Raw genomic sequence first — 25,712 nt, forward strand, 5'->3', positions numbered from 1 at the left:
GGCAATAAAATGAATGGATATGAGTATAGACAAAATAATTCTGCTTTAGATTCAAGACTTAAACAGGAAGTAGCAAAAATACAATTTAAATACCAAAATGGACAGATAAAAACCCAAACAGATTATGCTTATGAGTTAAAAAATGCCATTTTAGAGTTCTATAAACAGCTTGGAAAGCCTACTATGAAATTCATACCTGCAGCTTCAGTTCCTTTTTATGAGGAATACACAGCTATGATTGAAAATGCAATAAATGATATGAATACAGTAATTCAAGGGTGTAGCAGCAATTATGAAACTTTAAATTCCAGCAGGCAGAAAACAGAAGACTCTATAGATATACTTGTAAATAGAATTGACCAAATAGCTGCAACAACTGATTTTATAAAAAATAAAATTACTGCCATAAGAAAAGCCTCAGATATTATTATTTCAGATGATTTTAGTGATGGTACAGGCTATAAAGCACAGAATTCTTTTATTGATACTTCCTCAAATGCCTTAATGCTAGGAATTGTTAACAGTCAGTCTATTTCAGATAACAATATAGACATAGAAATCCTAAATACCTCAAATGGCTTTCCAGGTAACACTCATGAGGTATATAACACTGTTGGAACTATAAATAATAAGTTCACTTTTAAAGGTGAAAACAACACTCACATTAAGTTATCTGCTATAAAAGAGAATAATGTAAATAATAATACTGCTTCTTCATATACCTCTACAAACTGGTTTGAATTTGAAATGTATAATATTTCAGACTCTATTAAAGAAGACACATCCATGATAGGTTTTTCTTATACTGAGGGAATAAGATGGGTAACAGATGATGACACTCTTTATTTAAATTTAAAGTTAACCTTAAAATCAGAAAACAACTCTAATTACGTGGTAATAAAAGGTGCACCTAAAACCAATGAAACTGCTAATCCAATATTACATAAGGTAATAGTTTCAGATGACCTAGGGTTACTTCAAATTATAGAATTAAATAGAGAGTTAGTTGGTACACTTGTAATCCCATTTTCCAGCCAAAAGGTTAAATATGTAACTTTAGAACTTATTCAAACAGAATTTGTAAGCACTCAAGTATGCAGGCAATACGGAATCAACATTGATCCAACCAGGGTATCAAAATATGATAGCGATGATTTACAAGGCTATGTAGAAGTTGAAGCTCCACTTCAAAGTATTGAACTCCTAGGCCTTAAATATGATAAAAGAAATAGACGCACAATTTATCCAACTACTGCTGATACGGAAAACTTTTTGGATGATGCCTATGTAAAAGCACAGCTTTTTTATAACACTATAAGTTCTGATGGAAACTTAATAAAAAGAGAACCTGTAAATGCTAATAGATACAGCATAGGAATAAGTGCAGTTGATGTTAGATATAGAAAATATGTAAAAATTGGAACTTATATTTCTAAGACCTTTACTGCTTCAAATCCAATAAAACAGCTAATATTTAATTCAGAAGATTATATTCCTAATTCCTTTAATAATTATGTCCCTGCTACAGGAAATATAAATGACTTTATTCAATATTCCATAAGCTTTGATAATGGAGGGGAATGGCATCGTATATATCCACGTCATAAGGCTTCAAGTGGATCATGTACTATTATTGTAAATTCCGACTCAGCAGTATTAAACCGTAATCCAAACATTACTTATGTAGATATGCTGACTTCACCAAGCAGCTTCATAATAAAAATAGAGCTTTCGAGACCTGAAGATATTATTGATGAGACACCAATAGTCTACAATTACAATTTAGATATAAGCGGGAAGGAGAGCTTTTAATATGATTAATATGCAAGAATATCAACTTAGGCAAAAAGATGAACAGTATTCCCTAGAACTTTTAAAAGAAGGTCATGGAGCAACAAATTATCAAGTTAATAAGAGAATAACTGAATTCTTTGAAAACAAAACTCCAGGACTTCCTTATTTTAAGCCAATTACATTAAAGAAATATGTTAGATCTGATAAAAAAGATTATAATAATATGTTTAAAAACATAGAACAGGACTTGAAAAATGCCTTTCAGGTATACAATACTCAAACTAATTATGAAGTGCTTATTAATGGGGATTATGATATGCAAATGGAGGAAGCTAACCATTCCTTAGATAAATTAATTCTTCAAACAGAGCTCTTAAAAAAATATACAGAAACTAAAACTGCTTATGAACCTTATATAATAAAGTTCAATGATTTATCTATGGTTAGTACACGAAATCTAATTACTCATAATATTCCTCAAAGTACAAGTGAAATAGATTATGATATATCAATTTTAAGAAATGAGCTAAGGTCTACTCCAAGTGATAAAGTTGATATAAGCACAACTGGAACCATAAGTGTTGATAGCAGTAATGCTAAAGTCATTTTAAACAAAGATATAACTTCAATTCTAAGTGAAATAATAACTGATATGCTTACAATATCTACAGTAACTTCAAATAAAGAGCCTGGAACCTTAACCCTTCAAATTGATTTTGCAGAAAATCATGAGGCTTCAAGAATATGTTTAAATGGCTGTAGCTTATACAACACTAACGTTAAATTATTTATCTCAGAGGATGGCACTAACTTTCTTGAAAAAAGCAATATTGCTGGGGATTCAAGTATGTCTTGGAGATTTAATGCTATGAATATGAAAGCCTTTAGAATTATCTTTGAAAAAACAAGTTTTGATTACATGGATAATGATAATAACGAATTTTATTGCTATTATATGTTTTCCAATTTATCTGTTTATAATGATAAATACAAGAAATCCAGTGTATTTACAAGTAAAACCATAGAAATGGAGCAGCCAGTATCAAATATTACAGTAGATCCAATTCATGAACTGCCTCCACATACTGATATAGCTTATTTTGTAGGCTTTGAAAACAAAAACGATGATGTAGAATGGAAGAATGTTGAAGCTGGAAGCAATGTTGATTTAGGCCTTCTTACCAATGAAAAAGAAATATTAACCTATGAAACACAAAAATTTGAGTTTTCTGAACTAGCTAGATATGACAAAGTAAATAAACAATATTACTTTAAGGTTTACCCCTTGCCAGATAATACAAATTTAAATTCTATTTATCTAAGAGCTGGTCATTCCCAATGGCTCATTGAAAGACTTGATGTAAATGATAGATATAAAAATAAGTCTATAGAAGATATTAAAGCTGATCCTAATAAAGGAATTCCTGAGGATAAGCACATAATACATGATGCTGTTCCAGCAGATAAAGTATGTCATACTGATGATTACTCAAAGGCAAGGGTTACAGATATAGCACCGTTAGATTCTACAGTTATGGATATAAGATGTGAAAGGGTCAATAACTATTTTATCATGAGTCAATATGCCATATGTGAACAAGAAACCATAATTGAAAATAGATATATTACCTATGATGTTACAACTGAAACCTTTAATGCAATGGTATTGATAAATGGAAGGCAAATCTTCCCTAAAAATAATAAATACAGCTTTAAGTTAAATGCTGGAGAAAATCTAATACAAATAATGGTTTTATTAATTAATCATGACTTAACAAACTTAGATAATGAGGATAAAACTAAGGATGTGAAAAAAATAAAGCACAATTTTAATTTATTAGCTTATTGCAAGGAACTATATGCTGGCCCTGAAATGCAGAGAATAAATTACAATAGCCTTATAAAAAACATAAGTAATCAGTCCTTAAAATACTATTCTGTAAAAAAAGAAGATATAAGCAGCCATCCCAAAAATGAAGCTCCTCGTGTAAAAGAATTTAAAAATGTCATAGTAACTGTTTTTGATTTAAAAAATAAAGCTGAAAAGATTAAAGATCCTCATTACTATGATAACCTAAACCTAGAAGTAAACGTCCCAGACGTACCGATGGCTATGGGAGATATGGATTATAACACTAAAGAAAAAGCTATGGATGACGGCCCTGGTGATGGCCCTATATATGATGAAAACAATGATGTGCTTAAACCATCAGATGATGGACATTATCCTCCATATCATTCTCAAGAAGTTTATATGAACAATACTCCATACTTTAGAATGTATATTACTTATAAGCATATGCTTAATTCAACTAAGGAATACCTTAAAAATGCAAAAGGAAATTCAAACGTGAGACTTAGAATCATGGCAAAATTATCTACTGCTGATTACACAGTATCTCCAGCAATTAATTCTATAAAGATAGTAGGTGAATAAAATGGCTACAACTTTAACATATAACTATCCTGACAAGGATGATGCAGTTGCTTTAAATTGGACAACAACCGATATAGGGGCTGACCATTATAAGATCTACAGAAGAATCTTAGAAACAGATGCAGCCTCTAATAAAATACAAGATCAAAAGACTACATCCTATTTAGATAATAGTGTGTTAGTAACAAAAAATATGAAGGTTCCTCAAATATCAATAGATCTTCAAAGAGAAGTTGGGAAAATTAAAATATCCTTTGTAAATAATCCAGATAATATCAGAAATTATGTGTATTCTGTCTATATCTATGATGTAAATGATAATCTGCTATCTGCTTCAAACCAAGTGCAGATATATATTAAAAAGGTTCCAGACAAATATTTCTACCTAATTAAAAAAGCTGATATGCCTTTAAATAAGCAAGATAAATTCACAGAAACAACAGCTAACTTTGCAGAATTCACTAATATGGACAATGGTAAATATATAATTTATTTATATGCTCAGCTTGGTGATATAAAAACTGATAAAGTTAGTGCTAGATTTGTAATAGATAATACTATCTTCAAAAAAGAAGAGCATTTAGATGTGCCAAATGCAATAAGATACAACAATAGATATAGAGGCCCTCATGAGTCAAAGAAAAAAGACTTTGCCATAATGGAAATCAAAAATAATATAAATAAGCTAAAAAAGAGAGTTTCATACTTACAAAACTACAAAAAAGGCTTTTTAGATAAACCTGAAACCATTAATGTACAGCTTACAAACTTACTAGAAACCATAGAAAGTAGCATGGAGGATATAAGAAAGGAATTAAAATATGAAGAACGTAATAATTAATAATATACCAAGTGCAAATAGAAAAAACTTTGGTTATAAATCAATTAACAGAAGTGATGAACATAATGAAAATCAAAATGAAATATTAGCTGATATTCTTGACCTTTATAACAAAACCAATGCAATTGAAAGATTATTAAACAGAAATATGGACTTTATTAAAGAAGAAAATACGTATTTAACTTCCTTAAACAAAATTATGCTTCAAAAATATAATGATTTGCTCACTCAATATGAAGACTTTAAAAATAGTGCTACAGAAAGAAGACTGCTAATAACTCCATCTTCCTGCACTACAGATGACAGAAACTATGGGGCAGTCATAGAAACAAAGACTTCAAGTATCACCAAAAGACCAACTTTAAAAGTATCTAAATTTGTTATTTTTGATGAAGCAGCTGATTCTGTATATCTTCCAGACACCTTAAATGTCACAATAATAAATGAAGATTCTAATGGCATAATAACTGAAAGCGATAATGATATATATTCTCCATTTTATAAAGACGAAAATTTATACTGGACACGAAGGGTAGTTACTGATAATTCAGTAGAAAAATTAACAACAAACTATGTAATAACTCTGCCTGAAGAAATAATGACAACCCCTTTAATGAATGAATTATACATTAATCCATTCCTTTGCAAAGTTACTAAAGTATATTGCAGATATGGAGATTCTGCTGCCTGGGATCTTATTGATGGATTAAACTATAATCCTGCTACAGCTAATGCAGGCATTAACTCACAAGATAGTGATATAGAATCCATAAGACCTTTTAAATTAAATTTTGAAAGCAGAAAAATAAATCAAATAAAAATAACCGTTGAAGCAAGCAGATATACAGAAGTCGAAAGTAATTACAGGACTTTTTTATATGGACTTAAAGAAGTAACTGGCTTTATTAATTATTATAGCGATTATGAAACTTCTTCCTTTGAATTTGAAACCAAGATTCCTGATACAGATGGCTATGAAATAACAGGTATTAAGCCATACTTTAACAATGGCAGCGATTCAAGCATGTATTATGAAGATTTCAATTATGATTTCTTTTATAAAGACAATAATGATGAATATCATAAGATAACAGATACCTTCCCATTTACGCCTGCTACTAGCAATATCAAGGTAAAATGTATTTTTGGTGAAAGTTATGACGAAATGAATATTAGAAAAATAGAAATTATATATAAAAAAAATAGCTAATATTAGATTGTAATATTATTGTAATTTGCTATAATTTATATATAAAGGATATTGATTCTAAATATGTAAAGGGCTTATGAATCAATGGATTCTCTTATGTAGTTTCAAGTCTATTTCGACTATATATATTTAAGAAGATTCATAAGTACTTTTACTAAATTACATTAAAGGCAGGCGATTTATAGTGTCCGAAGACAGAATACTGAATATAATGAAAAATTTAAATTATTTATTAAGCACCCTGGAGCAAGTTTGTGCTCAAAAATTAATCAACAATGTTCCAAGCTCTGAATATGACAGTATTTACATCAATTTTGAGTTAAGCAAAAACTCAGATATAATATTTTCCGTATTCAATTCCAATACAAAATGTATTGTTAAAAAGATATATACTCTTCCTCAATTGTTAAAAAAATGTGCAGATATCTTTTCTGTTATGAATTTTATAGATGAAGATACTATAATTTTATACAAGAAATCAAAGGAACTCATTTATAATACAAATACAATAGTAACTATATAAAGTGGTGGAGAATAGTATGAATAAAGAATTTATTAAGATGCAGCAAGCAGCAGCAGAGAAAAAGCTGGTTACAAAAATTAAAGATAATATGCATAAGCATCAGACAACTAAAGAAATATTTGAAGAGGATAAGGAATGCTTCACTTCATGTCCTCGATACAATCCATGTCCTATATGCAGTAAATGTGAGAATAAGGCAAGCCATTTATATATTAAATGTGAACTTTGCCAAATACCAATGTGCACCCATAAATATATGGATAGACAGCACATGATAAAAAGAGAAAACAATACTATACAGGTTTCAAGAGAAACTATTGATAAGCTAAAAGCTATTGCAGCTAAGAGAGAGCAGGTGATAAACAATGAAAATAGTGCTAGATAATAATATGAATGCTGAGGATTATACAAGAAATGGGCAAAATATACCTAAAAAGCCTGAACCAGGTCAGCCTATTATTTGCCAGTATTGCAACGAAATAATATATCCAAGTGAATTTTCAAAAGATTCTTTTCAAAGAAAATTTGAATTTAAATGGCATTTGCATCCTTGGTGTAAGGAAGCTATGTTAAATCAAGCTGACAGGGGAACTCCAGGGCTTATAGATGAAAGAAAAAAGGCTGCAAGACGCCTTGAAGAGGAATAAATAAATTCAGATACTACTGATAAAACTGCCACTTCTAAAAATTTAGTAAGAACAAGGCGGTTTGGAGAAAAGATCTAAGAAGAGAGGGAGAATAATGTTAGTCTTAATCCCATCACTAAATTATTCAGGTAGCTTTTATGAGAAATAAACAATATGAAGTTGATTATAGCAAAGATTATCAAAGAGTACATGACTTAGTATATGAATATAAAAATGGTTCAATGGATGCTGCAGATAAATTATTGGAGTCCTTTGCAAAATTCTTATCCAATTATGCAGTACTAATAAAGTATGGTAAATACAATTTAAATTACTATTCTGTAAGAAGCTTTATAAAGCTATTTGTTGAAGATCCTAAAGATAGAAAATTATTAAATTCTCATTTTTATAATCAATATGCAGGGAAGAATGTAGTATTCTCAACAATTAATACAATCATGAATATTTTTCATGAGTCAAGCTCTGAAGATATAAAACAAGATTTGAAAATAATATTTTTTAATATGTGTCAGAAATACAAGGATGTAAGGCCTAGTTTTCATACCTATATAGATAAAAATTTCCACTATTATGCCTATAGGTACTGGGAGAAAACTATACGAGATCCCATTGGACGTGGAAGCTCTGTAAGTATTTCTACACCAATTAAATCAATTAAGTTTGTAGAAGATACCAATCTTACCTTTGCAGATATATTGGAAGATGTGCAATCAAAAGTCGAAAACGACTATACTTTAAATAAGATAACTGTATATTACGATATTAAAACTTCCTCTATCCCAGTGGCTTACGGGGAAGAAAATAGTGATACATATAATAATACTTTTTTAAATACCAACTGGATAAATGGTATTACTTGCAGCACAGCCTTTAAGATCCTTACTCCTTTAGAACGTAAAATTATTAAATTATGGTATATAGATAATCTTACCGACAAAGAAATAGGTGATAAATTTGGCATCTGTAGAGGCAGCATAAATAAAAGAAGAAATATTGCCAAGACAAAGATAGGGGAGTATTTGAAATATAGAAAAGTGGAGTAATATTAGTTAATACAAATACTTGGTACACAAAAACTGTTATAAATGTGATTTTTACATTTATAGCAGTTCAACTTAAATTGTGCAGACACTGTCTGCACAATTTAAGAATTTTACCTGATTGATTTTCTCTGATCTTTAATCATCAGATATTTCCCCATCAAAGAAATTAATGCGTTTTTCTAAATCTTCAATAGTTGGCAATGCATCTTCAAATTCATCTGGTAATTCTCCAAATAGTTTGTATTCACTTATTCCAATTGGTTTTGTCATATCTTTAAGGGCATATTCTGCAATTAACTTATTTTTCTCTCTGCATAATAAAAGCCCAATAGTTGGATTATCCTGTTCTGTTTTTAAGATATCATCAACAGCAGAAAGATAAAAATTTAATTTACCTGCATATTCAGGTACAAATTTTCCTGTTTTCAGCTCAATGACTACATAGCATTTTAGTTTTAAATGATAAAATAATAAATCAATATAGAAATCTTCTCCAGCCACTTCTATGTGATACTGATTTCCTACAAATGCAAAGCCTGAACCTAGTTCTAAAAGTAACTTTGTAACCTGCTTTACAAGTTCTTTTTCTAATTGAACTTCTAACATATCTTCCCTAAATGTAATAAAATCAAAATTGTAGGGATCTTTTAAAATTCCCTTTGCAATTGTACTTTGTGTCTTAGGTAAATTTTTTTCGTAATTAGTGGTTTTTTCTACAAGTACTTGCCTTTTATATAGATTTGTTTTTATCTGAGTAGCCAATACATTTAAAGACCATCCATTTTCTATAGCCTTTTCAATATACCATTTTCTTTCATCCTGTGATTTTACCTTATCCATAATCTCAATATTATGTGACCATGTTATTTGTGCAGACACTGTCTGCACAAATTCAAAATCTGTATATAATTCTGCAAATTTACGCATGTATTTTAAATTCCTAATAGAGAAACCTTTTATTTCAGGGAATTCCATTTTAATATCCTTTGCAAGGCTATCTATAAACTTATTGCCCCATTTGCTATTATTAAGAATCACATTACCTATATTCCAATATAATAGTATAAGTTCTTTATTCACAGTTTTTATAGCTCTATATTGTGAAGCTTTTATTTCTTCCTTTATTTTCTGAATGGTTTGCAAATAATCATTTTCATTAATAAGCATCATATCCCTCCATTTCTGCTATGATAAATTTAAGATACCGAAATGCTTCAAACTGTTGTATCCTTCTTTAAAATGGATTTGCCTCTAAAACCTCAGCTACCTCTTGCAGCTTTACTTTTTCTAAATCAAAATCCTCGAATTTCTTAATATATTCATGATATATTTTAAAATTTAGTACGTCAACATTAAACTTTATTTCATATTTATTTGATGCTATTTTTTAAACTTACAACATTTTTAAAATTAAAAATGAGCTATCGCTAACAGATTTTTATCAGTTAATGCAAAAGCTCCTTTTTCGTAGTTAAAATGTAAATTATATAGTTTTAAGTCTTGTACGTGAAATAATTTTATTTCCTAACCTAATATCATCTTAACCCTATATTGGATATTTTGTCAATATGAGATAAAACAAAAAAATCTAGCATAAGCTAGATTTTAAGGTAAAACTTTTGCAACATCTTTATAAAATTTAGATGTTTTGCTAAGTAATTTTTTATAATGTTCAGAATTAGAATTATAATAGTCTCTGCCTACAGGTGTTATTTCGTAATACTTCTTTTGGTTGTAATCATACATGTAATTGATATACCCATTTTTAATCATAGAATTAATTACAGGATAATAAGTTCCATGAGATATATCCCATGTAATGTCAAAACGCTTTATTTCGTCTAGAACTTCTTTAAAATATACTTCTGAATCTTTTTTCATTATATATCCCAGTGTAAATAGTTCTAATAAATTGCCAGGCGTAATTTTGGTTATTTTTTTTTGTTCCACTTAAACAAGACCCTCCATTCCTTAGATTTAACTTCTACATTCTACATTTTTCTACCACGAATTCGACCTACAATAAGTCATTAAATTATATACAAAATTAAATAAATATTTAAATTCATTTAATTTTATACCCCACCCCTTTTTACATACATTTTTAACTACTTTTAACTAAACCTTAGCATAGCTTACATTAGTAATTAAGTCAATATACTCAAAATTTAATTATACTTAATAATTATATCATTTTTTTTATAGCAAAACCATTTAAAGAAAATTTGCCGTAAATTTAAATTTACGTTGCTATTCACTGAGATAATATTCACTTTATTTTCATAACATACGAAAACTTTAATAAGATTCTCAGAAATATAAGAATATACGAATATAAGAATAAGGAACATACCTAAAATAGGCGTTTAGAAGCCAAGAATATAAGAATATATATTCTAAAAAATATATATTCTTATATTCTTAGGATTATGTTGTTAATTTTTATGCGTGAAGTTTTTTATTTAGTAGAAGGTGAGGGGAGAGGATCAAATTTTTTTAAGAAAATTAATATGTAAATAAAAACATACAGCTATGTTATTGATTAACTAGCTGTATGTTTTTTGATTCATATTATATTATATAATCAATTATTTGTATTTCTATTATAGTTATACTATTCTAACTAACTTTAAACACTATCTATTGATTACCAATTCATAATTCTCCAATCAGTTGAATTTTTGATTTCTCCAACTAAATTACCATTAGAATCATACTCTGGTATATATTTTGCCCTAGTAAAGACTTTAGAATTAGCTGTAAAAGGCTTACCATTTCTATCAAATATTTTTCCTTTATCATTTATACAAGGAATTTTGTCATTCTCTTTAGTAACATCATTATAAAGATATAAGTAATCATTATTATAAGTAGAATTTGCGCTAGCAAAACCGCTTTTTACATCTATATAATATAGTTGGCCATCAATAATAAGTGGTCCATCTATACAGTGTCCATCTTTATCAGCAAACATCCAAACATCAGAAAAATAATTTGATTCAGTATCTCTTATAAAACCAGTTGCCATTTTTCCTGAAGCATAAAAGTAATAAGTGTATTTACTACCTGGCATTTCCCAGTTTTGTCTATTATCAGCCATTTGACCATATTTACCGAAATAATACCATGCGTTATTATAATAAAGCCATTCATTTGTTGCATAACTTCCATCATCTTTTAAATACTTCCAATAACGATCATATGAAGGTCCACTTTGTTCCCAGATTCCTGCAAAAACTGTAGTAGAACTTGTACACACCATTAATCCAAGCAATATACACCCTATAATTCTTTTTTTCATCCCTATCATCTCCCTAAAAATATTAAATTCTTTGCAATAGCGTCTCTTCTATTGCAAAGAACAATTGAAGAAACTAATCTAATGTTTCCGTATGAGTGCTATTATACCAATCATAAAGCTTTTTAAAATCTATTGAAAAAGTATTAGCAGGAATCTCTTTACCATTTGCATCTAATTTCGTATCATCTCTACCATCTATTGCAAAAGTTATTCTATTAAAATTAAAATTGCACCTAAGAGGTAAGTATTTGCCATCTACCTTCTCTTCTGCTATAAGTGCTATAGCCCAATCTGCATCTCTATCTTCTCCATTTTTTCTTTGAACCCCTAGCCCTACACTTGTCTTATTAGTTGCACCATATAAATATCCACCATGTTTTGCATCAGAAGCAGTACTATAGAATTTTACTCCACAGAAAGTTTCTCCTCCTCCATCTTTATTTTTTTCCTCAAATCCTTTAGGTGCTCCATTTTTTAATGCCTTCCCATCATATTGAATCCACAAAGACCCATTCATAGTATCTCCAGTTTTCTTTACGAAATTACCTAATGCTGCATTTAATGCCTTAACTAAATCTTCAAGCAATCCCTTTATTTTTTTCAATACCTCCCATACATCTCCAATGTCTGTCCATATTTTCTCAACTTCATCATTTACTGCAGCCAATAAATCGTTTATTTGATCTTGAATATTTCCCCGAATACCTTTCAAGCTATTTAGTTCTGTTATTGTAATACCACTTTCTTCAACGCAAGAAGTGCCTATAGAACTTTTACAATTTTCTATTGTTCTATTTTCAGGAACACCTGTTACAAGAACCCTTGAACCTTTTCTTCTTGGCGCTTCTCCTGTGTCTGGATTTATATCTGTTGGCTCACAATGCCTTACCATATTATCATCAGCAGCATAAACTTTTCCTTCTTTATCTGTAAGCATTACTTTATTTGCATTATCCATACCTTGATCAATTGCTACATAATTCTTAAAGTTCTTCCAGATTTGATCTGCTTCTAAGGTAAGTTCCCAAATTCTTCTTTCATAGTCATAATGCCTGTGTCGAACACTTGCATATCTATTATCATATATAGATTTTGGTCTTATATAACGTGTTGCAGCTGGCATTTCTCCTGTTGGTACACATTCATTAAAATTATACATAAGGCATGCACTTGACATATATGGCTGAATTCTTATTTCTGTTTTTTCATCTATTGCCATATATAATTCAAATATATGAGTTACTACTTGAAGCCCATCTAGTGGTTCCACTATTGTATTTACATGATATAATCTCATAATATCAATATAAGTTTGATATTTATCCCCTTGATCTGCATCATTATTCTTTGGGAATGGCTTTCTCATTCTCTTTGTTTCATTATATGGCTCAGCTTCTTGAATAGTTTTTGGTAACTCTTGGTAATTACCACGAATTTTAGTTTCTAGATCTATTCTTGATAATGGACCAGTATGCACATCTGTAATCGCTTCAACATCTTCGTCTCTATATTCCAAGTGAGGAATAGGATCATCTTTAAAATCATGTCTTCTTTCACTTCCTTGTTCAATAAGAGGGTCTAACTGACTTAACTCAGTAAAATTGAAGTTTGCATTACTAGAATCTTTATCTGAAGACTTTCCGCCCTCACCATCAGATGAGCTCGAACCTCCTGGTCCTGAACCTCCACTTGGATCCGAATCTCCATCTGCCATAGCAAGACCTAATTCCTTCAAACGTGCAAGTTCACTTTCTAAAGCTAGTTTATAATCATTTCCATAAGCTAACTTTAGTTCTCTTAACCTTTTAGCTTTTTCCACATCAGGTTTTGTAAAATACAAGTTTGCCATTGCACTTTTAGTACCACCAGATAATTCATTTGTAACATCATTTTGATAATTTTTTGTTCCTGTATTACCGCTATAACTCCAGCTATATTGCGGGAAATTAGGATAGCTTGCAGAATATCCATCAATAACTGCACCCGAAGCATCTTTATCTCCATTTTCATCATCTGTATCCCAATTTCTTTTATCATCCTTGGTATAGCCTTTGTTTAAATTAGAGTCCATATCCTCATAACTAGGAGTAGTATAGACATCTTTTTCTGATAAAAATGGCAAGGTTTCATCATGTAAACTTACATAAAAATATTTTCTTATACCATTCCAAGCATCATTCATTGTAGTATCTTTTGTATATAATGGATCTTCAAATAATCCAACATGGAAATCAAAAGTTGTTGCATTATCATTTTTAAGTAAAGTAACGCAGCCCCTTAAAGCTCCATTATACACACCTTCTGTTAAAAGGTTAGTTGTATGAAATACATCTGGGTCGTATTCGTCTAAGAATTGTGGGGTATTTGCCTTAAATTGATCTCTTATATCAAGTGTTGCAAGAGCTTGATTTAAAGAATTTATATTTTTTGCAGGAATAGTTACATTTCCTCCTGGAACTACAACATCTTTAGGATCTACTCCAAAGACACCATTTCCACTATATTCAAATACGCCTCCATAAGCTGGTTTTCCCTCATGAGTATAGTCTAAATCTGATCTATTACCCATAATTCTTCTTGTAGTAAAGGTAGCTATTTTTACCCAATTCTTTTCATCAGTTGTTTTAGGATCTTTATTAACTTGATGAAGAAAATGATGATAACCATACCTATCTTTAAATTCAGTAGCATGTCTACCATCAAGTAAATCTGCATTTAGTCCTGAATTTGGACCATCATTTGTTTCGTTCCATATTTTATAATCATTAAAAGTAATGGCAGGAACTGCGCCACTATCATCTGCTGTACATACAAAGTTTAGCAAATGTCTATCAATAGCAAAATTACCCTGAGCCTCAGTTGCTTTAAACCTTAAAGTAAAATTAGCATCCTCTCCATCTGACTCTTGAATATCTCCTCCAAATTTAATAGCCATTAAAGCTCCGCTATTATCAAAACTATCGCGTAGCAATAAATTATTTGTAAGTACCTTTGATGTTTGTTCTTCTTGTAATATAGTGCTGTTATCAGCCACAATATTCACCTTCTATTAATTTTAGTAACTCTTCGTAATCAGACGAATCTGTTCCGCCCTGGAATTGTTATCTATTCATATGCTTTTTGCATACCTGTATTTTTATTATATTACATTTATATAGAATAATATAGTTATTTCTGTCAAATTTTATATTGAAAGTAATTTCTTCTATATAATTTAATTGATTTAATATATATACATATTTAGCTATATATATATTGAACTTTCTCTATAACGAAATAGAAATATTTTCAAATTTATATTTTTTCAAATCAGATTTATACTAGTTTTATTTAATTTTCAAATCCAAAAATTTGCCACAATCTATGCATAGTCGATTTCGAAAAAAAAACCTCTTTATTTAATTTTTTATAATTCCGCTCAAACCATTGAAAAATACCATTTTTTTATTTCGGGAAATTTACATTTCCCGAAAACACACTTTTTAGTAACGCTATTTTTACCTGTTTCATCAAAATTCAAACTAGATTTATTTTACTCTTGAATACAATTCTTTCTCACAACAAATATATCCCTATATAATAATTCGGCTTTCACAATGTAATATTTTTTCCTTTTTTGTAAATAATATAGGGTGATAATTTTGTTTTTTTGAGATTTATAATATTAAATTAAATAAATAAATAAAATTATTTGTTTAATTTGTTGAAATATGGAACAATTAACTATATTTTTTAAATTAACATATATTATAAAATAAAATAAGCATCACAAAACAATTTATTTTTTGGCTATTCTGTGATACTTATTTATATATTTAGCTGCTATATTTATAGAAAGAGAGATTATTAACATTATGTGCTTACTTAATAGGAGTTTAATGCGTTTAAATTTATGGATAGAATACATAATTAAATATTAGCAGCATAAATTCAATTTTTGTGGGAGATGAAAGCCAAAGAACATATTATTAATACATTTACTTTAGCTTTCAAGGTATATTATAGATAACGAATAAAAATGGATGAGATTCAACGTTTCTATAGAGTTTAAAATTGAAAAACTATATGTCGAAATCGACTTTAAACTTCAAAAACTTCATCATCTATACTTATAGGGATACGGTGCCCGTTAATGGGCTTTATGGTGTATTGCATATTTATTATAACACTTATATTTTTGTATTACAATAACATTTTATATATTTTTTTCTAATTTTTCTTATTATTGTATGTTTCCATCATTGTCTTTATAATATTTATGCTTTGTTTCTTTTCCAATATGGATTTAAGTACCTGATCCATAAATGTCGTTCTGAAAATATAATATTTTACTAAAGTATATAAATCAGAGGAATATCCATTAATAATATTATTAGAAATATAACTTTTAACTAACCCTTTTATATCATTCTCTGTAACCTTATACCCTAAGTTTTGTTGCTGATGCTTAATTATAGAAAAGTATTCAATTTCTGCATTCCTTAAATCCATATTAGCAAGCTCCAGCTTTCGTTTAAAATTTGAATAATCAAAGCTTGCTTCTGTGTGAAGGTTGTCCAGCCTGCTTACAATTCCCATAACTTCAATTGGTGTTGGCTTTAATGGAATGACTATGGAATTAATTTTTAAAAGATATTCATTTTCTTTATCTTCCCATTCTTTATTTGTATAAGTTGACTGAATCATAATAGTCCTCCATTAACTTATATTACCCATTTTATTTTCTAAAGCAGCATATTCCATTAGAAGCTTAAATTTATCATTAACATATTTATATTCTGGTGTGTCTTTTTTATTGAAATCACTTATTCCAGAAACTAATATTTCTAATTCTTTCTCAGATAAAGCTGGTCCAGAGCAATTATCAAATCCAAGATATATAATTTTTCTCGGTTTAATTATTTGAATTTCCTTTTCAAGTAACTTATTATTTATCATGTCATCATTTGTCTTTTCATAAAGCGTTAAGTATATATCATAAAAATCTGCACCATTTCTATCGTAAAATTCCTTTATTCTTTCTTCTATAATACTGAGTTTAGATTCATTCAAGTTAATAGCAATTATTGTATCAGCTGCATAATTGCCAAATAATGAATCCTTGAGTATAAAATTCTTCCTTACAACATCAAAAATCTTTTGTATAATTTCACCATTAGCAAAATATTTATCTTCAATTCCTTTATTCACAATATGTAAAGAATTGAAATTTTCCTCGTTGTTCTTCATTATTACATCTATTCCTTTCTTAAAGCAAAAAATATCCCAAATTTTCGTTTTAGAGAAGTTTTACAAATGCTTTATATAATCAGCAATTAGATCCAAAGACTCCTCATCTATTTTTTTATCTGATTTCATCTTTTCTATTAAAATTAATAAATTGAAAATATCTTTTTTGTTTATATCAAAACTATTTATCATAAAATCTTGCTGCTCTTTTGTAATTTTAATTGTTTCAAGAAAATCATATATTATTACTTGAACAGGATCATTATAGCCCTCTCCAACAAGATATTTAAAATAATAGGCCACTGCACTTTTAAAATAATCCTTCATTTTATAAAACCTCTCCTAAAATTTTATTTTATCAAAAGCTTCAGTTCCTCATGATCTTACGTCTCCTGAAGCATTATATCCCAAAGTTTCTAACTCCCATTGTAATTTTTTCTCTCTATTAAAGTTTTTTTCTTCTAATAACTCACTTTCTAATTCCTTCTTTTTATTTCTAAACTTTATAAAATCGTTAAATAATTTGTATCTGTTAAGTTCAAACCTATCAAAAGCTCCAGCTTTAATAAGTGCTGTCACATTTCTTTTAGAGAATGGATTTCTCACATTTATCACTATTTTTCCATTTTTATCACGCTTTCGTGTGACATTAGCATAGTTTTTACTAAGTTCTTTTCTTAAGGTACCATTATTTACATCATCTAAAGTCCTTTTTAAAAAATCATCAAAAGAAGTAAAAGGTCCATCAATTTTTATTAAAACTCTAACTGAATCAAGTACAGTTTTTCCAATTTCTTTTATTCCAAGAAGACCAAACCTTATACTTTTATCTCCATTGTTTAAACCAACATTAAAATCTGCCTTAGATTCATTTATATCAGGAGGAAAAATTTTAATATGTCTCTGTTTAACCTCTCCTAAGGTTTTTGTAATCTCTTCTGTTTTTCCATCCATAGCATAAAAATTCATACATGCTGCTGCATATTCTGCTGGATAATATAAACTAAGCCAAGCTGTCTTATAGGCTAAAAATGCATAGGCATAAGAATGGGATTTATTAAAACAGTATGCTGCAGAAGTTTCTATATTTTTAAAAACCCTTAAAGCTTCTTCTTCCGAAAAACCAAGCCTTAATGCGCCAACGCAATACTTTGAAGGTTCCTTTGAAATTCCGCATACCTCTCCTTTTTCATTAAATAAGGACTGTTTTCCATAAACAAATTCATTTCTAATTTCTGCTATCCTTCCCTTATCCTTTTTGGCTATGGTCTTTCTTATTCTCAAGTCTGCATTTCCAAGACTGTAACCAGCCATAACTTGTCCAAGTTTTATAAGTTGTTCCTGATAAATCAAAACACCTTTCGTGTCTTTGCCTACAGAATCTATTAAATTATTTTCTATATCTCTTCCCATAACTGCAGCCTTATATTTATCAACCATTGATTTTCCATCAACACCTTTAGCTAAAGGCCCTGGGCGATTGCAGGCATTTACTGTACTGAGTCCATCTAAATCCGATACCTTAAAGTCTCTTATCATTTGTGTTGCCACATATTTAGACATTTGAAATATATTCTTTGTATTTCCATTCCTTAAAAAGCGGTAAACTTTTTCGTCATTTGTATCATCACTTTGAAACCATCTTCTTTCAAGTCCTATAGTCTTCATAGCTTCTTTTATAATGCTCAACGACTTTAATCCAAGAACATCAATCTTCAAGCCATGAAGATAATGAATTCCTTCCATATTAAATTGAGATACCAATAAAACAGCAGATTCACTACCAACCATAAGAGGCATGTGCTTTTTTATTTTTTGAGATGAAATAACAACTCCTCCTGCGTGAATACTCACTTTGCTTATTCCACCGCATAGCTTTTTTACAGCCCTTTCAAGCTTCCTGTCTCTAGCAAATAACTTTTGAAGCTTATCATAAATAATAGCTGCTTGATTAATTTCTCTTTGTGATAACTTGTTATGATTATAGGGATTTTTTTTAATATCTTCTAAGAGCTCATAGGTCACACTTTCCCCGCCTAAAAAATCTGGGATATTCCTTGTAATATCATTCTTAAATTTATTATCATAGCCATTGTTTCTTGCCAAAACTGCTTTGATTGCACTTTTTATTTTATACTTATTAAAAGCTGCAATCTGGCAGACATATTCAATTCCATATTTGTTTTGAAAATATTCAATAGCCTCTTTCCTGTCTACACTAGATACATCTGTGTCTATATCTGGCTCATCCATTCTTTCAGGATTTAAAAACCTTTCAAAAATAAGATTATTTTTAACAGGATCAATATTTGTTATATCTAAACAGTAAGCAATTAAACTTCCAGTACAAGAACCTCTTCCTGGTCCTAAAAGAATATCATTATTTTTACAATATCGACACCAATCCCACAATATTAAAAAATAACTACTGTATCCCATAGATGTAATTATTGTATATTCATAATTTAGTCTTTTAATATATTTTTTTATGGAGCTTGTCTTCTTTCCTAATAAAAATTTCTTTTTAAACCCTAAAAACATTTCCTTTTTTAAATAACTATTAGGAGTATATCCCTTTGGACACTTAAAGGATGGCATAAGGCTTTTTGTACCCTTTGGAGTAATATCCACATTGCACTTATCAGCAATCTTTCCTGTATTTTCAACTGCTTCGAGGGGGATATCATTTCCTTTGCACCAGCTTATCATCTCTTCAGGAGTTCTCATATGGCTATTTACCTTAGAAACTTCCATATTATTTATAGATTTTAAAATATCCTGATATTCTTTATCTTCTTTATAAATATAATGAGTGTCTCCCGTAATCACCAAAGGCAAACCAGTTTCCTTATGAATTTTTAATAGAGCTCTATTTATGCACATTACTTCATCACAATCATCATAAGGCAATATTTCTAAGTAAAATTCATCAAAAATATTTTGAAAATATAAGGCTAAATCCTTTGCTTCTTCATATTGATCATTTATAATAAAATGCCCTATTTTGCTGTATAATCCACCACTTAAGGCTATAATCCCTCTTCCATGCTCCTCCAAATAACCTTCCTCAGCTGATGGCATTTCATAAGAAGGAAGTTTTACTTTATGTATTCCTGCCTCTGTGGTTATTGCATACAAATTTTCTAACCCTTCCTCATTTGCTGCAAGAAGAACCAAATGATATATTTCTTCATATTTTAATTTTGCTATGTCAATGTAACTATCAATATGATAGATTTCATTTCCATAAATAGGCTTCAATTTTTTACAAATATTATTCTCCACTTGTTCTATGCAGGCCTTATGATAATCTATTAATCCATACATATTTGAATTATCAGTTAAAGCAAAGGCCACTATTTCATGCTCTCCATTGGAATTATTATATTCATTAATAGCCTTAACATACTCTACTGGAGGAGTTAGAGAATCCTTTATTGAAAACTTAGTATGATTGTGAAGCAATGCGTATCTCATGTCATCCTCTCCTAATAATAAATTAATCTAATTTTCTAACATAAAATAAATTCAATCCTCTAACATAAACTTAATCTAATCTTCTAGTACACAAAGTATATCTCTTTCATTTAATATTATAAATTCATCATCTCCATTTTTTATTGGAGAACCTGAAAAGGTAGTATATGCAATTCTATCTCCTTCTTTAACCTGCATAGAAACTCTTTCACCATTTTCAAGAAGAGCCCCATCACCAACAGCTATAACTCTTCCAACATAAGTAGGTTCTTTATCCTTACCTGGAATTATGATTCCAGAAACAGTTTCCTCCCCTTGCTTTTCTTCCTTTACGATGCATCTTGCTCCAAAAACCTTCATTACTATTTCCTCCTTATAATTTTAAAATACTAATTTCTTATCCTTGCTAAACTTAATAAGATATACCTATACCATCATCAATAATATTTTTATTGTCCATGCTTTTTATAATGTCTTCAATTTCGATTAATGTGCTATTAACCACTTCTTTGTAATAAGCTTTTTTCTCTATATTAAAAATATCCATTTCATCTTTAACAGTACCTACTACGGCTATATCATTAACTTCTTGGCTAATACCAATACCTTCATTTTTTGAAATACTTTTATTAGTACCATTTGTTTTAATTCTATTTTTCTTCCTTGAAGACATATTTTTTTCGACGTCGATTTCGACTTTTTGCTCATGATTAAGTTTAGCTATTTTGTTTTCTTTTTCTATTGTAACACTTTTTCTGCTATTTTTAACTAATTTTTCTTCAATTTTTCTTTTTTTACTTTGAGCTTTCTTTTGATTTTCTTCAACTATTTCATGTGACTCAGTCACTTTATCTAATTCATCATGTACCCCCAACTTACAAAGCTCTTGGGATGTAGAGGATTCTTTTGAATCAATTAGTTTTTTTTCTTCAGATATTTCCAAGGATTCATTAAAATTACCTATATCACTTAACTCAGTTTCAACCTTTTTATTCTGCTTCAAAATCATTAAGATTAACTCTTCCTTTGATATGTCTATCAGCTTTTCAGCTTCTTTACTACACTCTAAACATATTCCATTTTTATTTACCTCTAAAGCTTCCCTTTTACATACTTTGCATATATGAACTTCACTTAGATCTTCCTCAGTGACATTCTTTCTACAGGTAAAACAATAATTAATTTCCCTTATTTCTTCTACTTCCGCATAACCTTTAAAGTACTCTGTTATTTTTCCATTAACAATTTTAGCAGCTCTTTTTTCAATTTTTTTAACTATTACTCCAAAGTTACTTTGACCACATGCTTTACAGATTTTGCACATAAAAAATACTGCCTCCTTCTATTATTGTCAGCTCTCCAAATATATAACTTAAATATTAATCTATATTTATTTTATTATATCAAATGGATTTGCTTTTGATAATATAAGTTTGATAAAAAATTTAAGTAACATAAAATGTAACAATATTAAGTACTTATTTTGATACAGTATATGAAACTAATATAGTTACACTAGTTGTAACAAAAAAAGTCATAAAATATGTATCATAATTAGTTACATATTTTGTGACTCCTTTACTGATATTTTGGTAATTAAACCATTGCTCCATCTGCACCTAGCCAGTATCCATCTATAGAAGAATTGCTTATCATAACTCCTGTTTGATCTAAATAATACCATTTGCCATTATCATTTATCCAGCCAACCTTTGGCATTCCATTACTATTTATGTAATACCAATTATTATTTACTTTTATCCATCCACTTACTGGATGACCTGATGGGTTTGTAAACGCCCTACTAACTGAAGGGGAAAAACCACTTGAAGTTGTTGCGTTATATATTGTCCCACTTGGCGAATAATTAGTTGTAGTTGTTGGTCTCAATACTACAATATTGTTATTATTATCATTATTAGTGCTATTGTTGCTTGAATCTGAATTATTATCGTCATTTGAGGTATTTCTATCGATTTTTCCTGCTGTATCATTTACAGTATAATTAGTACCATTTATTGTTGCCGTAACAATTACTTTAATATATTTATTTCTATCACTGCTTTTTAATCTATATTCTTTTTCATCAGCACCACTTATATCTGTGTACTCTCCATCTCTTGTATCAGCTCTTTGCCATTTATAATCCAAACTTGGCTCTGTTCCTGTATATCTTACGTTAGCTTTCAATCTATGGCTTACTTCTTCTGTTCCACTTATTGAAACTGATTCTAAAATTGAATCAGAGCCAGTGCTAGATGCAGTTTGTCCTGTTACAGTGATAAGTGTATTTACTGTAATTCCACTTCCGTCAGTAGCAGTAGCTATAATCGCAGCAGTTCCATTAGCTATAGCTGTAACAACGCCTTGAGCATTAACAGTGGCTACACTTGGATTATTTGATGTCCATGTTACATTTTTATTTGTAGCATTACTTGGAGTTATATTTGGCGTAAGTATTAAAGTTCCGCCTTTTGCACCGATGCTGCTATTTCCGCCAATAGTTATCCCAGCTACTTTAACATTTGTTAGATTAATGATTCCACTATTTCCTCCGGTGTTACCTGTACTTCCTGTATTTCCACTACTGCTGTTTCCTCCAGTGTTACCTGTACCTCCTGTATTTCCACTACTTCCGTTTCCACCAGTGTTACCTGTGCCTCCTGTATTACCAATACCACTGTTTCCTCCAGTGCTGCCTGTACTACTTTGCCCAATTACAGTTACAGCACATGTTGCACTTATTCCACTTCCATCATTGGCTGTACACGTTATTGTGGCACTTCCTGCTCCTACCGCATTTATATTTCCATTTTGATCTACCGCTACGACATTATTATTACTACTGCTCCATGTTACTGTTTGATCAGTTGCACCACTTGGTGTTACTGTTTCTGTTAATGTTTTTTTATCTCCTATTACACAATCTAAATTATTTAAACTTAACGATATGTTTGTTACTTGTAATTTTTGAGGTTGATTAGCTACTACAATCTTACTTCCATTAACACCACTATCTATTAAACGCTGTTTTTGTTCTCCACTATTTACATAAAATATTGCATCATTACAACCATCAAATGCATTTTCTCCTATATATGTCACACTGTTTGGGATAAATACACTCTTTAGCAATGTACAATTATCAAATGCAAATTTATCGATACTCTTCGTACCTTCTGGTATAGTTATATTGTCTAAACTATTACATTCAGCAAATGCTCCATTTCCAATACTCTTTAAATTTTTAGGCAAATTTATACTCGTTAATTTATCACATCCAACAAATGTGCTAGGCTCTATACTTGTTAAATTGCTTGGTAAAGTTATACTTTTCAAGTTATCGCACATCAAAAATGCTCCTCCACCAATACTCGTCACACTTTCAGGTATTGTTATACCTTCTAGGTCATAACAATTGCAAAATGCCTTAATTCCTATACTTGTTACACCATCAGGAATTTCTGTACTTTTCATAGTTGAACATTCAGCAAATGCATTATCACCTATACTTTTTACCTTAATTCCATTAATTTCACTAGGTATATTCATATCATCTCGCAAAATATTATAACCTACTATCTTTTGATTAGTTGCATCAAATTTAAAGTCCAATTCATTTAATGTTCTACCATCAACTTGTATCTTAGTATCATGTTCAGAAAGACCTGAATTAATTAAAAGTTGTCTAACTGCATTATTGGGAACATAATATGTAGCATTATCACATTTAAAAAATGTACTAAATTCTATAGATTTCATACTTTTAGGAATTATTATACTTGTCAGGCTCGTACAACAGTAAAAAGTATTTTTTGATAGTGATACTACACCATCTGGTATTTTTATGCTTGTTAAGCTATTACAATTATAAAATGCCCACCCCCCTATACTATTTACACTTTCAGGTACATCTATATTAGTCAAGTTCATACATCCTTCAAATGCATAAGGTCCTATGTCTGTTATACCATCGTCTAATTTTACACTTTTTAAATTCATACAATATGCAAAAGCATTATCCCCGACACTTTTTACTTTTACACCATCAATTTCACTTGGTACTTCCACATCTACCTGGTTACCGTTATATTTAGTTATTGTCCCTGTATCTTTATCAAATTCATAATCCGAATTACTTACAATGTAAATTATACTTTCCCATATTCTATTAGAACTATTATGTAGAAGATTTTTTGTAGCTTCACTCTTCACATAAAATTTAGGATGTTCACATTTATAAAATATATTATCTCCTAAAGTTACTATGCTATCTGGAATATTTACTATTTTTAAAATAGTACATTCACTAAACGCATCATCTCCTATGGTTTTTACACCCTCTGAAATAATTACACCTCTTAAACCACAATTCGAAAATGCCTGAGCACCTATACTTGATACTGTACCTGGTATATTTATCTCTGAAAGTTGTGTGCAGTTAGCGAATGCTGATTTCCCTATTTGTGTTACTCCACTAGATATAGTCGCCTTAAGTAATCCAATACATTGAAAAAATGCTCCTTCACCAATGCTACTAACACTACCAGGTATAGTTATATTTCTTAATCCACTATCCATAAAAGCGACGTCACCTATAGACTTTACTCCATTAGGTATAGTTATATTTTGCAATTTATCACACTCTTCAAATGCAGCATCTTTTATTTCTGTTATAGTATCAGGTAGGTTCACCTCTTTTAAGTTACTACATCCAGCAAATGAATTATTTTCTATTGTTGCTACACCTTCCGGAATTGTTATACTTGTTAAACTAGTACAGCTTTCAAATGCGCCAAGTCCTATACTTATCACAGTATCTGGAATTTTTACACTAGTTAAACTAGTACAATTTTTAAATGCGCTATTTCCTATACTTGTTACTGAAACGCCATCTATTGTACTTGGTATTATTACATCAGAATCACTACCAACATATTTTATTATCATGCCTGTAGCAGTATCAAATTGGAACCCTGAATTCTTAATAACTGCATTAACCGACTTATTATTCCATACTTCTACTGTCTTGTTTCCTCCAGTTTCATTAGCTGCTGCAGATACCTGTGTAGTTGCCTCCATACTTACGCACATGCTTAATACTAATATTTTACTAATCAGTTTTTTATTTCTTTTTAACATATTGTCTACCCCTTTTGTCAAAATATACTATTTCTATATTTTATCATGTCTGTATTAATAAGTCTAAT

At 29.7% G+C, this 25,712-nt stretch carries 18 protein-coding genes; 7 read left to right on the forward strand and 11 right to left on the reverse strand.

Going from position 1 to position 25,712, the window contains the following annotated elements; all coding sequences use genetic code 11:
• Positions 1-9: 9 nt before the first annotated feature.
• The 7 genes from CSPA_RS28770 (at position 10) to CSPA_RS28805 (ending at position 8,495) form a co-directional block, all read left to right on the forward strand.
• Complete coding sequence (locus tag CSPA_RS28770) at positions 10-1,812, forward strand: hypothetical protein (protein ID WP_015395938.1); 1,803 nt, start codon at positions 10-12, stop codon at positions 1,810-1,812.
• 1 nt (position 1,813) lies between these two features.
• Positions 1,814-4,231 (forward strand): hypothetical protein, encoded by a 2,418-nt coding sequence (locus CSPA_RS28775; protein ID WP_015395939.1) that lies wholly within the window; start codon positions 1,814-1,816, stop codon positions 4,229-4,231.
• Between the two features lies 1 nt (position 4,232).
• On the forward strand, positions 4,233-5,072 hold the full coding sequence (locus CSPA_RS28780; protein ID WP_015395940.1) for a hypothetical protein: 840 nt from the start codon (positions 4,233-4,235) through the stop codon (positions 5,070-5,072).
• A complete protein-coding gene (locus CSPA_RS28785) occupies positions 5,053-6,282 on the forward strand; it encodes a hypothetical protein (RefSeq protein ID WP_015395941.1) in 1,230 nt (409 codons plus the stop codon). The genes CSPA_RS28780 and CSPA_RS28785 overlap by 20 nt, the downstream gene beginning before the upstream one ends.
• A 539-nt stretch (positions 6,283-6,821) precedes the next feature.
• Positions 6,822-7,190: a hypothetical protein gene (locus tag CSPA_RS28795; RefSeq protein ID WP_015395943.1), complete on the forward strand. Its 369-nt coding sequence runs from the start codon at positions 6,822-6,824 to the stop codon at positions 7,188-7,190.
• Positions 7,171-7,452 (forward strand): hypothetical protein, encoded by a 282-nt coding sequence (locus tag CSPA_RS28800; protein ID WP_015395944.1) that lies wholly within the window; start codon positions 7,171-7,173, stop codon positions 7,450-7,452. Before CSPA_RS28795 ends, CSPA_RS28800 begins: the two co-directional genes overlap by 20 nt.
• 137 nt (positions 7,453-7,589) lie before the next feature.
• Positions 7,590-8,495 carry a sigma factor-like helix-turn-helix DNA-binding protein gene (locus tag CSPA_RS28805; protein WP_015395945.1) on the forward strand — a complete coding sequence of 302 codons (906 nt, stop codon included), beginning with the start codon at positions 7,590-7,592 and terminating at the stop codon, positions 8,493-8,495.
• 135 nt (positions 8,496-8,630) lie between these two features.
• Here the strand turns inward: CSPA_RS28805 and CSPA_RS28810 are convergent, their stop codons facing one another.
• The 11 genes from CSPA_RS28810 to CSPA_RS28860 all read right to left on the reverse strand — a co-directional run bounded on the left by CSPA_RS28810 (position 8,631) and on the right by CSPA_RS28860 (position 25,644).
• A complete protein-coding gene (locus tag CSPA_RS28810; RefSeq protein ID WP_015395946.1) occupies positions 8,631-9,662 on the reverse strand; it encodes a PDDEXK nuclease domain-containing protein in 1,032 nt (343 codons plus the stop codon).
• 438 nt (positions 9,663-10,100) lie between these two features.
• Positions 10,101-10,445 carry a PadR family transcriptional regulator gene (locus CSPA_RS28815; RefSeq protein ID WP_015395947.1) on the reverse strand — a complete coding sequence of 115 codons (345 nt, stop codon included), beginning with the start codon at positions 10,443-10,445 and terminating at the stop codon, positions 10,101-10,103.
• 697 nt (positions 10,446-11,142) lie between these two features.
• A complete protein-coding gene (locus CSPA_RS28820) occupies positions 11,143-11,796 on the reverse strand; it encodes a hypothetical protein (RefSeq protein WP_015395948.1) in 654 nt (217 codons plus the stop codon).
• A 73-nt stretch (positions 11,797-11,869) separates the two neighbouring features.
• Positions 11,870-14,830 (reverse strand): hypothetical protein, encoded by a 2,961-nt coding sequence (locus CSPA_RS28825; protein WP_015395949.1) that lies wholly within the window; start codon positions 14,828-14,830, stop codon positions 11,870-11,872.
• Between the two features lie 1,175 nt (positions 14,831-16,005).
• Positions 16,006-16,482: a hypothetical protein gene (locus CSPA_RS28830; protein WP_015395950.1), complete on the reverse strand. Its 477-nt coding sequence runs from the start codon at positions 16,480-16,482 to the stop codon at positions 16,006-16,008.
• Between the two features lie 12 nt (positions 16,483-16,494).
• Complete coding sequence (locus tag CSPA_RS28835) at positions 16,495-16,986, reverse strand: hypothetical protein (protein WP_242838593.1); 492 nt, start codon at positions 16,984-16,986, stop codon at positions 16,495-16,497.
• Positions 16,987-17,085: 99 nt separating this feature from the next.
• On the reverse strand, positions 17,086-17,352 hold the full coding sequence (locus tag CSPA_RS28840) for a hypothetical protein (RefSeq protein ID WP_015395952.1): 267 nt from the start codon (positions 17,350-17,352) through the stop codon (positions 17,086-17,088).
• Positions 17,353-17,400: 48 nt separating this feature from the next.
• Entirely contained in the window at positions 17,401-20,502 is a 3,102-nt protein-coding gene (gene dnaE, locus CSPA_RS28845) for a DNA polymerase III subunit alpha (protein WP_015395953.1), read from the reverse strand.
• 75 nt (positions 20,503-20,577) lie between these two features.
• Positions 20,578-20,862 (reverse strand): co-chaperone GroES, encoded by a 285-nt coding sequence (locus tag CSPA_RS28850; protein ID WP_015395954.1) that lies wholly within the window; start codon positions 20,860-20,862, stop codon positions 20,578-20,580.
• A gap of 52 nt (positions 20,863-20,914) precedes the next feature.
• Positions 20,915-21,826, reverse strand: a complete 912-nt coding sequence (locus tag CSPA_RS28855) for a hypothetical protein (RefSeq protein ID WP_015395955.1) — start codon at positions 21,824-21,826, stop codon at positions 20,915-20,917.
• Positions 21,827-22,098: 272 nt separating this feature from the next.
• Entirely contained in the window at positions 22,099-25,644 is a 3,546-nt protein-coding gene (locus tag CSPA_RS28860; protein WP_015395957.1) for a leucine-rich repeat protein, read from the reverse strand.
• Positions 25,645-25,712 lie beyond the last annotated feature (68 nt).

Origin of the sequence: Clostridium saccharoperbutylacetonicum N1-4(HMT) (assembly GCF_000340885.1) — a bacterium.
GTDB classification, from domain to species: Bacteria; Bacillota; Clostridia; order Clostridiales; family Clostridiaceae; genus Clostridium; species Clostridium saccharoperbutylacetonicum.

What these genes read in the sequence shown, in the direction of transcription:
- CSPA_RS28770 (WP_015395938.1), top strand. Translation starts at nt 10, where the DNA reads ATGAATGGATATGAGTATAGACAAAATAATTCTGCTTTAGATTCAAGA.
- CSPA_RS28775 (WP_015395939.1), top strand. Translation starts at nt 1,814, where the DNA reads ATGATTAATATGCAAGAATATCAACTTAGGCAAAAAGATGAACAGTAT.
- CSPA_RS28780 (WP_015395940.1), top strand. Translation starts at nt 4,233, where the DNA reads ATGGCTACAACTTTAACATATAACTATCCTGACAAGGATGATGCAGTT.
- CSPA_RS28785 (WP_015395941.1), top strand. Translation starts at nt 5,053, where the DNA reads ATGAAGAACGTAATAATTAATAATATACCAAGTGCAAATAGAAAAAAC.
- CSPA_RS28795 (WP_015395943.1), top strand. Translation starts at nt 6,822, where the DNA reads ATGAATAAAGAATTTATTAAGATGCAGCAAGCAGCAGCAGAGAAAAAG.
- CSPA_RS28800 (WP_015395944.1), top strand. Translation starts at nt 7,171, where the DNA reads ATGAAAATAGTGCTAGATAATAATATGAATGCTGAGGATTATACAAGA.
- CSPA_RS28805 (WP_015395945.1), top strand. Translation starts at nt 7,590, where the DNA reads ATGAGAAATAAACAATATGAAGTTGATTATAGCAAAGATTATCAAAGA.
- CSPA_RS28810 (WP_015395946.1), bottom strand. Translation starts at nt 9,662, where the DNA reads ATGCTTATTAATGAAAATGATTATTTGCAAACCATTCAGAAAATAAAG.
- CSPA_RS28820 (WP_015395948.1), bottom strand. Translation starts at nt 11,796, where the DNA reads ATGAAAAAAAGAATTATAGGGTGTATATTGCTTGGATTAATGGTGTGT.
- CSPA_RS28830 (WP_015395950.1), bottom strand. Translation starts at nt 16,482, where the DNA reads ATGATTCAGTCAACTTATACAAATAAAGAATGGGAAGATAAAGAAAAT.
- CSPA_RS28840 (WP_015395952.1), bottom strand. Translation starts at nt 17,352, where the DNA reads ATGAAGGATTATTTTAAAAGTGCAGTGGCCTATTATTTTAAATATCTT.
- dnaE (WP_015395953.1), bottom strand. Translation starts at nt 20,502, where the DNA reads ATGAGATACGCATTGCTTCACAATCATACTAAGTTTTCAATAAAGGAT.
- CSPA_RS28850 (WP_015395954.1), bottom strand. Translation starts at nt 20,862, where the DNA reads ATGAAGGTTTTTGGAGCAAGATGCATCGTAAAGGAAGAAAAGCAAGGG.
- CSPA_RS28855 (WP_015395955.1), bottom strand. Translation starts at nt 21,826, where the DNA reads ATGTGCAAAATCTGTAAAGCATGTGGTCAAAGTAACTTTGGAGTAATA.
- CSPA_RS28860 (WP_015395957.1), bottom strand. Translation starts at nt 25,644, where the DNA reads ATGTTAAAAAGAAATAAAAAACTGATTAGTAAAATATTAGTATTAAGC.